Here is a 3,963-nt window from a genome sequence, read left to right as displayed (position 1 = left end):
TACATTTTGGTCGGGGTAGAGCAGGGGGTGCTTCGGGGGGGATGCAAGGGGGGCCAAGAAGGGGGCGAAGCCCCATAACCGGCCCCGCCGTGCCGCACGCCGCGCAGGCGGCACGAATAGAAGAAATTGAAAGGCCCTCGTGCCCGCAGGCACGGAAATCTTTTTTTCAAAGGACAGGCTTTGCTCAATCCCCAAACAAAGTAAAAGGCTGTTTATCCGTCATCCGGGTAAACAGCCTTTCAAAAACAAACCTGTCTTCCCAAGCCTTGAATTACCTTGCAGAGATGAATCCCCGCGGCCATTCCAAGTTTGAGAAGAACCTATATCTTCCCCGTCACATCCACGCACTGCCAGGGCAGGCCATACTTGCCAAGATCCTTGAGGAAGGGATCAGGATCAAACTGTTCCATATTCCACACGCCGGGTTTGCGCCATGTGCCTTCGGCCACCATCTTGGAACCGATCATGGCGGGCACGCCCGTGGTGTACGAAATGGCCTGCGAACCCACTTCAGCATAGCATTCTTCGTGGTCGCAGATGTTATAGATGTAAACGGTTTTTTCCTTGCCTCCGCTGACGCCGCGCATGAGGTCGCCAATGCAGGTCTTGCCCTTGGTCAGGGGGCCAAGCGAGGCCGGGTCGGGCAGAAGTTTGGCAAGGAACTGGATGGGCACAATGTCCTGCCCCTGGAAGTTCACGGGATCAATGCGGGTCATGCCCACATTACCCAGCACCTTCAGGTGATTGAGATAATTGTCAGAGAACGTCATCCAGAAGCGGGCGCGGCGAATCCCCTTGAGGTTCTTTACCAGCGACTCAAGCTCTTCATGATACATGAGAAAGCACTTCTTGCCGCCAATGCCTTGGGGGAAATCAAAGTTCATCGACCAGGACAGGGGATCGGTTTCCACCCATTCGCCACGTTCCCAGTAGCGGCCCGGTGCGGTCACTTCGCGGATATTGATTTCAGGATTGAAGTTGGTGGCAAAAGGCTGGCCGTGATCGCCCGCATTGCAGTCGATGATGTCCAGCACATGCACTTCATCCAGCTCGTGCTTCATGACCCAGGCGGCAAATACGTTGGTGACGCCGGGGTCAAAGCCGGAACCGAGCAGGGCGGTAAGCCCGGCTTCGCGAAAGCGGTCAGCATAGGCCCACTGCCAGCTGTATTCAAACTTGGCGGTGTCCAGCGGTTCGTAGTTGGCTGTGTCGACATAATGCACGCCGCATTCAAGGCAGGCGTCCATTATGTGCAGGTCCTGATAGGGCAGGGCCACGTTGCACACGAGATCAGGCTTGATGCTGCGGATAAGCGCGCAGAGTTCGGGCACGTTGTCGGCATCCACCTGAGCAGTGGCAATGTCCACGCCGTAACGCGCCTTCACGCTCTTTGCGATGGCATCGCAACGGCCTACCGTGCGGCTGGCAAGGGTTATCTTGTCAAAAGTGCCGCCTTCCTTGGCCACTTGGGCGCATTTGTGGACAACCACGCTCCCGACGCCGCCCGCGCCGATGATAAGGATATTCGCCATAGCTCTTCCCTCTCCAGCAAGATAGGGGGTCAAAAGAAAATCCGTGCGGCCTCGCCGCCCGGTCACGTCCCATCACACAAAAAGCGCCTCTGGCAGCAGTTGCCGTTGCGGGCGCAAAGTCCGGCTATATGCCTGCAAAGACCGGATTCGTCAACCGGATTATAGGCATCCGGCTCGGCCTTTATACAGCCAGACCGTAATACTCCTGAAAACTCAAAAAGTCTGACCCTGCCTGCGAACAGGCGAGGGCTTGCAGCAATTCGTGAGCATGCTTGGACCTGCGGATGACGCATTCGGCGCGCCAATATCGCATTCGTGACTGCATCTGCGACCGCACTGAGGCAGCATTGGTAGCCGCATGCCGTTGCTGCCGTTGAAACGGAGTGACCGCTTTTATACTCGTAGCAGGTCGTCTTCGGCATCCGCGGCGGTGTTGGCGGCGTCGCCGTCCAGCACCATCACATGGGCATGGCGTCCGGCCTTGCGGGCTTCTGCGGCAAGCTCCTGCCCTCTGGCGCGGCAGGCCGGGCATGCGTGGCGCGGTACAAGCAGGCAAAGCGAGCGGGCTACGCGTTCTGACGCAGTTTCAATGCGGCCAAGACCGGAGCAGTCCGGGCAGAGCCGCCAGGCTTCTGTCTGCCCCTCACTGAGCATATCCGTATCATAAAATATGTGTTTTTGCCTTACCCACCAGCGGTCCTGTCCCCGGCCTTCCACACGGCCTTCAAACGGTTCTGACGGCGGGTTGAAATAGTAGTCACGCACCTGTTCGCACAGGCGGGCTATGTACTGGCCCACTTTGGGGGCCTGCCGCGTGGCTTCCGGCGTCCAGCCCGGTTCGCGGATGTCGCCCGCGTCCAGTCCGGCCAGTGCCATACAGATACCCAGATTCACGTAGGGCAGCGCTCCCCGGATGGAGTAACCGCCTTCAAGCACCGCCACATGAGGATTCAGCAGTTTGGTCAGGGCTGCATAGCCCTGCGCCGACAGCTTCATGTTGGCCAAGGGGTCGGTGAAGTGGTTGTCCTGCCCGGCGGAGTTGATGACAAAATCCGGCTTGAAGTCTTCCAGAATGGGCAGTACCGCGTGCTCCACGGCGTAAAGATAGCCTTCGTCCGAGGTTTCCGGCGGCAGGGGGATGTTGATGGTACGGCCAAGAGCGCCGGGGCCGCCGCATTCCTTGAGAAATCCCGTGCCGGGGTAAAGGGTGCGCCCGTCCTGATGCAGGGAAATGAACAGGGTATGCGGATCGTTCCAGAACACGTCCTGCGTGCCGTCGCCGTGGTGCACGTCTGTATCCACAATGGCGATGCGCAAGGGGCGGCCGTCCGGGCGGGGGTAGTTGTCGCGGATGTATTCAACCATGACGGCTTCATTGTTGATATTGCAGAAGCCGCGGTTGCCGTGCACCACACGCATGGCGTGGTGCCCCGGCGGGCGCACAAGGGCAAAGGCGCGGTCTTCGTGCCCTTCAAGCACAAGGCGGGCGGCGCGTATGGCTCCGCCTGCCGCCGCCAGATGCGAATCTGTGCTCACGGCGCGGGCCGTGGGCAGGCAAAAGTGGGCACGCTCAAGCTGCGCGTGGCTGGCGAAGGACGGGCGGTATTCCGTAATACCGGGAATATCGAACAGCCCTTCTTCCACAAGCTGGTCGCGCGTATAGAGCAGGCGTTCTTCACGCTCGGGATGTGTGGCAGAAATGGCCCAGTCAAAGGCCGGAAAAAAGACCACTCCCAGCCGCTGTGCGGCACGGAAGGCGGTCTTTATGTCCACCTGCGGGGAACAGTGCGTTGCCGGGCGTTGCCCGGCCCGCAGATCAGTCATCGCCTTCGTCCAGAGCGTCAAAGATGTCTGCGCCGTAGCGGGCATAGGTCACCATACGGCCCATTTGGGCCAGACCCAGTGAGTAGGCCAGATTATTGCCAGCCACAGCTATGAACAGTAGGCCGTTTTCATCATACATAGCAAAGAGGCCGCCGGGGCCGTCTTCCCTGCGGAAGGCCACGCAGTACATGAGCTCGGGGTCGCCCAGAATGCCCGCCGCAGAATGGTTTTCAGGAGGTTCGGGCAGGGCGAATTCAAAGCCTTCGGCTCCGCCTGGACGGGGGATGAAATGCAGCTTTGTGCCTTCAATTTTGAGATCGTAAAATTCTTGCATGGTATTTCTCCCAACAGACGGATTATAAACAGGTTATGTGACAGAATTGTTATGAAGCCAGTTGTCATAGCGTGCGGGGCTGAATGTCTGGCCTGCGGCATCGGGTGCTTCACAGGGGCGCGCTACTGCGATGCGCTTTCTATTCGAGTCCCCGGCCACGGCGGCGCAAGTGCGCCTCAATGGCAGAGCGGCACTGAAGCACCACGTCTTCAGGCGGCTGCGCGGCATCAATGATGGCAAAGCGCTCAGGTTCTTCATCAGCAAGGGCGCGGT

3 protein-coding genes are annotated in these 3,963 nt (G+C 59.1%); all 3 read right to left on the bottom strand.

Annotated features, from left to right (window positions below; genetic code table 11):
• Nucleotides 1-320: 320 nt before the first annotated feature.
• Nucleotides 321-1,532, bottom strand: a complete 1,212-nt coding sequence (locus tag QM579_RS02405; protein WP_414997634.1) for a saccharopine dehydrogenase family protein — start codon at nt 1,530-1,532, stop codon at nt 321-323.
• A 393-nt stretch (nt 1,533-1,925) separates the two neighbouring features.
• Entirely contained in the window at nt 1,926-3,356 is a 1,431-nt protein-coding gene (locus QM579_RS02400; protein ID WP_414997633.1) for a histone deacetylase, read from the bottom strand.
• Nucleotides 3,349-3,690 (bottom strand): hypothetical protein, encoded by a 342-nt coding sequence (locus QM579_RS02395; protein WP_414997632.1) that lies wholly within the window; start codon nt 3,688-3,690, stop codon nt 3,349-3,351. Before QM579_RS02395 ends, QM579_RS02400 begins: the two co-directional genes overlap by 8 nt.
• Nucleotides 3,691-3,963 lie beyond the last annotated feature (273 nt).

Origin of the sequence: Desulfovibrio sp. (genome assembly GCF_047607245.1) — a bacterium.
Classification (GTDB): domain Bacteria; phylum Desulfobacterota; class Desulfovibrionia; order Desulfovibrionales; family Desulfovibrionaceae; genus Desulfovibrio.
This window is presented reverse-complemented; position numbering and strand designations above follow the sequence as displayed.